The organism is Kribbella sp., from assembly GCF_035687465.1.
Lineage (GTDB): Bacteria > Actinomycetota > Actinomycetes > Propionibacteriales > Kribbellaceae > Kribbella.
This window is the reverse complement of the sequence record NZ_DASRXP010000407.1, coordinates 1-4,738: the sequence shown is the minus strand read 5'-3', so window position 1 is coordinate 4,738 and position 4,738 is coordinate 1. Positions and strand designations below refer to the sequence as shown.

Genomic DNA, 4,738 nt, shown 5'->3' with positions numbered 1-4,738 from the left:
GGATGCTCGACGTGATGGCGGGCTTCGACCCGGCGGATCCCGTCACCGGGTACGGCGTCGGCCGCGCTCCGCAGAGCTACACGGCCGGACTGCGGCGCGACGCGCTCCGTGGCGCCCGCATCGGCGTGATGACCAACCTGTTCGGCACGGAAGCACGCCATCAGGAAGTCAATCGCGTGATGGACGCCGTCAGCGCCAAGATGCACTCGCAGGGCGCCACCATCATCCGCTTCAGCCTCCCGGCGTACGACGCCCTGCAGGGGATCGTGGTTACCTCGAACTGGGAAGCGCACACAGCCATGGACTCGTACTTCGCGTCGCTGGGCCCGGATGCCCCGGTCCACACCTTCGACCAACTGGTCGCGTCGAAGACGGCGACCCCGGAGGTGCAGGCGTCGCTCGAGGCCGAACTCGCGATCGCGGACGGCTTGAACAACCCGGTGTACGAGGACCACTACGTCAATCGCGAGAAGCTCCGGCTGGCCGTGTCCGCCAAGCTGGCTGAGCTCGACCTCGACGCGATCCTGTACCCGTTGCAGAGGGTGCTCGTCTCACCGGTCGGCGTACCGCAGCCGGAACGCAACGGCACCCTGTCCAACGGCACCGGCTTCCCGGCCGTGTGCTTCCCCGGCGGGTACTCCACTCCGACCTCCACCGCTCCGCTGGGCGTGCCGGTCGGTGCCGAGTTGCTGGGCCGCGAATTCAGTGAGCCGCGTCTGCTCGCGCTCGCCTACGCCTTCGAGCAGGCGGCGAAGCCGCGGAAGCCACCTCGCAGTACGCCGGCTCTGTCCCGCTGAATTACGTGGTGCGTCGCGTAACCGCAGCGAAACTAGTTCTCAGGGAGAAATAGTGCCTATCACCAGTGACGAAGCAACCGCTATTGCCGAGGGAATAGGTCGCGCCCGCGGCCTGCGTCCCGGTCAGCTGCCCGACGGGGTCCAGTTCGCCGAAGCACTGAACGGAATGGAGGAGTGTGCCGGATTCATCGAGCAGGTCGGACAGCCGCAGGCGCCGTTCCCGTTGACGAAGTACGTGCCTGTCCCGGTCGTGGAGGCCAACGGCGGTGGACACCATGGCTGACGGGATCAGCCGGGCGAGTTTTCTGATCGGTGCGGTCGGCGCCGGCGTGGCTGCCGCAGTACCGGTGACCGCCGCCGCGGCGCCGGCGGCTGCCCGCACCCAGACCGCTGACGGTCCGCTCTACGATCTCGAGATCAGCGAGGCGGCCGACCTGATCCGCCGCCGCAAGATCACCGCGGTCCAGCTGGCGGAGTCGGTCCTCGAGCGTGCTGCCCAGGTCGAGGAGCGCGTGATCGCCTATGCCCTCGCCTACTCCGCCGACGATGTCCTCGCCCAGGCTCGGGCCGCCGACAAGTTGCTGAGGCGCGGGACCTACCTCGGGCCGCTCCAGGGCATCCCGGTCGGGCTCAAGGACATCATCTTCACCAAGGGCATCCTCACCGAGGCGAACTCGAAGTTCTTCCGCGGCTTCAAGCCCACCTTCGACGCGACCTGTGTCGCGCGGCTCAAGGCGGCGGGCGCTGTGATCGTCGGCAAGACGCAGACGGTCGAGCTGGCCTCGGGTGACCCTGCCCCGACCAACAACCCCTGGAATCTGGCTCGTACTCCTGGTGGATCGAGTTCTGGTTCGGGCGCCGGTACGGCGGCGGGCGAGTTCCTCGCGGGCATCGGTTCGGACACGCGAGGGTCGATCCGGATCCCGTCGGCGAACTGCGGGATCACCGGCTACCGAACGACGTACGGGATGGTCAGCAAGCACGGCGTCTTCCCGCTGAGCTACACCATCGACGACGTCGGGCCGTTGGCGCGTTCGGCCCTCGATGCCGCGCTACTGGTCGACGTGATGGCCGGGCAGGATCCCGAAGATCCGACCACCCGGCCGGTGCAGCGGTACGAGCTCGCGGCCGCGTTGACCCGCGACCGTGGGAAGCGCCCGTTGCACGGGATCCGGGTCGGCGTACCGGCGGCGGGTGACTACTTCCGGGGCGTCCCCAACGATGACGAACTGGCCGCCTTCGACGAGGCCGTCAAGGTGATCGCTTCGCTCGGCGCGGAGGTGGTCAAGGTGAGGACGAACACCCTGCCGAAGCCGTTCACCACGCTGAACTCGATCAGTACGCCGATCGTCAACGCCGAGGTGGGTGCGTTCCAGTACCAGAACTGGAAGGCGCGGGCGGAGGACTTCACAGCGCAGTACCGCCGGCAGGTCAACACCGGCAACCTGCTCCCGGCGAACGCCTACGTGGACGCACAGCGGGCGCGGGCGCTGTGGATGCGGGGGTTCCTGGCGATGTTCGACGACATCGACGTGTTCATTCACCCGGGCGACGAGATCGCCACGCTGAAGCCTCCTGCGACGGATCCGGCCCGGCCGCGTCCCTCGTCCGGCAGCAAGTTCGGCGCCTGGAGTCTCACCGGTTCGCCCTCGATCGCAGTACCGACCGGGCTCTCCGGCGCTGAGCGGATGCCGCTGCACATGCTCGTCAACGCCTTGCCGGGCGACGACGAACTGGCGCTGCGGGTCGCCCACGCGTTCCAGGGCGCGACCAAGCACCACAAGCTGCGTCCAGCGCTGTGACTCAAACGGCCGGACGCCGGTAGATCTCCGGCGCCCGGCCGTTTCCCGAACAGCAGGTGACATCGACGGCACCGGCTCCGGGCGGTGTGATTGGGTGGAGGCATGGCGTCTGAGCAGCTGCGGGTTCTGATCACGAACGACGACGGCTACCAGGCCCGGGGGATCCGCGCCTTGGCGCGCGCGATCGCCGGAGCCGGGCACGACGTGGTGGTGGTCGCTCCGCTGACCGACCAGAGCGGCGTCGGCACCGCTCGCGCGGCGTGGGTCGACCGGCCGATCGCGACCAACTCGGAGGACGCGGACGGGATCACCTACATCGGCATCGACGGGACGCCGGCGCTCGCGGTCACGCTGGGCCGGCTGGGTTCCTTCGGCGCTCCGCCGGACCTCGTCGTGTCGGGGATCAACCACGGCTACAACTTCGGCGTGATCCTTCACTCGGGCACGGTCGGTGCCGCGCTGACCGCGGCAACCCAGGGACTGTCGGGCCTCGCAGTGAGCCTTGGCGCCGAAGACCCGAAGCACCTGGAGACGGCAGCGATGATCAGCGTCGAACTGATCGACTGGCTCCGCGCCGAGCCGTCCGGCACAGTCCTGAACGTCAACGTCCCGGACGTCGCCCTCTCCGACCTGACCGGCGTCCGCAACGCCCGCCTCGCTCCCTACAACCCCAGCCGGCTCGTCGCAGGCCTGGCCCCAACAGGCGAGCCAATGGCCATCCTGCGAACCCCCGAGCCAAGCGCAGACCCCGACACCGACGAGTGCCTCCTCGCAGCCGGCTACGCAACCCTCACCCCGATCGTCGGCATCCAGGACGCCCCCTCCCAGGACGACCCCGCCCGCCACCTCAAGTCCCGCTGGGACAACCTGAGCCGCTGACCGCCCCGAGGGATATCAGGTCCAGCCGGTGCACCAGAAGTCGGCGGTCCACGGTGTTGTCGGTAGCGACAGGAGGTAGTCGCTAGGCGGCCCAGTCCGTCGGCTCCGCCGCGCCTGCCCCGGTCCAGCCAGATGGCATACGTCCTGTTCTTAGCGACACCGCGGCCTGCACTCGGTTGACCACCCAGGCCGGATCGCCCAGCACCTGCTGGTAGGTGAACCGGAGCACGAGCCATCCCGCCGCCACCAGATCGTCGTATCGACGGCAGTCCGCCGCGAAGTCGGCCGCTGAGCCGTGGAACTCGTAGCCCTCGGCCTCGAGGGCGATCCGAGCCGGCCGGTGCCCGAGATCCACCCGCGCTATGAATCCAGAGTCGTCGCGCACGGTGACCTGCGGCTCGAACTCCGTGATCCCGGCAGCGATCAGCAAGCTCCGCAGCATCGACTCCAGGAAGCTCTCCGACTGCGGCGTCGCGGCTGCTGCGACTCGAACCGCCATCGGGCGCCCGGGGCCGCGCATTCTCGAGGCCGCATTCTCGAGCTCGGCTTGGCTTAGTCGGCCAGTTCGGAGAGCTGCGTCGGTGACCGCAAGGGCCTCGCCGAACGGCAGGATGCGGGCGCAGTCGAGGACGGTCCTGAGCAGCGTGGTGACCCGCCCGAGATCCTCGTCCGGCTCCACCGATGCCCAGTGCAAGATTGCGGGCCGTCCGGGACGGGGGCGACGGTGGACCGGGACGGTGACGTGCTGCTCCTCAGGGTGCGCGAGCAGCGGCAATTCCCAGAGGTGGGCGGCGCTGAGGTGCGACGCCACCCCGTCGTAGGCGAGCGCAGCCAGTCGCTCCGGGCCGAGGGCAGGCAACGCGTACACGCCGCGGGCGACCCGCTCCACCTCTCCCCGCTGAACGGCTGATCGCAGTTGCCGCTCGGTCATCACCTGCAGAAGCTGCGCAGCAGAGGCCGAGCCGCCCAATCGCGCCATGACCTCCGCGGCGGACTCCACGGCACGAGCTTGCCTGATCCCGGCGAATCCTGGCGGGAGTTGTCCACAGGCGTCGGCAACGACAGGAGGTAGTGGCGGACTCGGCGGTTGTGCGCGCTCCGCCAGGCGGGCGGCGGCCCGTTTGTGGCGACTACCTGCTGTCGTTGGCTACAGGATGCCGATGAGGTCTGCAGTTGAGGTGACTGATTGGCGGCGCCGGCGAGATCGGCTGGAGTGATCGGGATGCCAGGGTGGTCGCGGGTGCGGTCGCGGTGAGGCAG

General features: G+C 69.0%; 5 protein-coding genes. 4 read left to right on the top strand and 1 reads right to left on the bottom strand.

Annotated features, from left to right (window positions below; all coding sequences use genetic code 11):
- From VFG33_RS21140 to surE, 4 genes are all read left to right on the top strand, one after another.
- Window positions 1–797 (top strand): amidase family protein (locus VFG33_RS21140; protein WP_325054640.1); only part of this gene is annotated, 797 nt, incomplete at its 5' end.
- A gap of 52 nt (window positions 798–849) precedes the next feature.
- Window positions 850–1,080: a hypothetical protein gene (locus tag VFG33_RS21135; RefSeq protein ID WP_325054639.1), complete on the top strand. Its 231-nt coding sequence runs from the start codon at window positions 850–852 to the stop codon at window positions 1,078–1,080.
- Window positions 1,073–2,599, top strand: coding sequence for an amidase (locus VFG33_RS21130; RefSeq protein ID WP_325054638.1), 1,527 nt, complete (start codon window positions 1,073–1,075; stop codon window positions 2,597–2,599). Before VFG33_RS21135 ends, VFG33_RS21130 begins: the two co-directional genes overlap by 8 nt.
- A gap of 102 nt (window positions 2,600–2,701) precedes the next feature.
- On the top strand, window positions 2,702–3,478 hold the full coding sequence (surE, locus tag VFG33_RS21125; RefSeq protein WP_325054637.1) for a 5'/3'-nucleotidase SurE: 777 nt from the start codon (window positions 2,702–2,704) through the stop codon (window positions 3,476–3,478).
- Window positions 3,479–3,560: 82 nt separating this feature from the next.
- Here the strand turns inward: surE and VFG33_RS21120 are convergent, their stop codons facing one another.
- A complete protein-coding gene (locus VFG33_RS21120) occupies window positions 3,561–4,478 on the bottom strand; it encodes a type IV toxin-antitoxin system AbiEi family antitoxin domain-containing protein (protein WP_325054636.1) in 918 nt (305 codons plus the stop codon).
- Window positions 4,479–4,738 lie beyond the last annotated feature (260 nt).

What these genes read in the sequence shown, in the direction of transcription:
- VFG33_RS21130 (WP_325054638.1), top strand. Translation starts at nt 1,073, where the DNA reads ATGGCTGACGGGATCAGCCGGGCGAGTTTTCTGATCGGTGCGGTCGGC.
- surE (WP_325054637.1), top strand. Translation starts at nt 2,702, where the DNA reads ATGGCGTCTGAGCAGCTGCGGGTTCTGATCACGAACGACGACGGCTAC.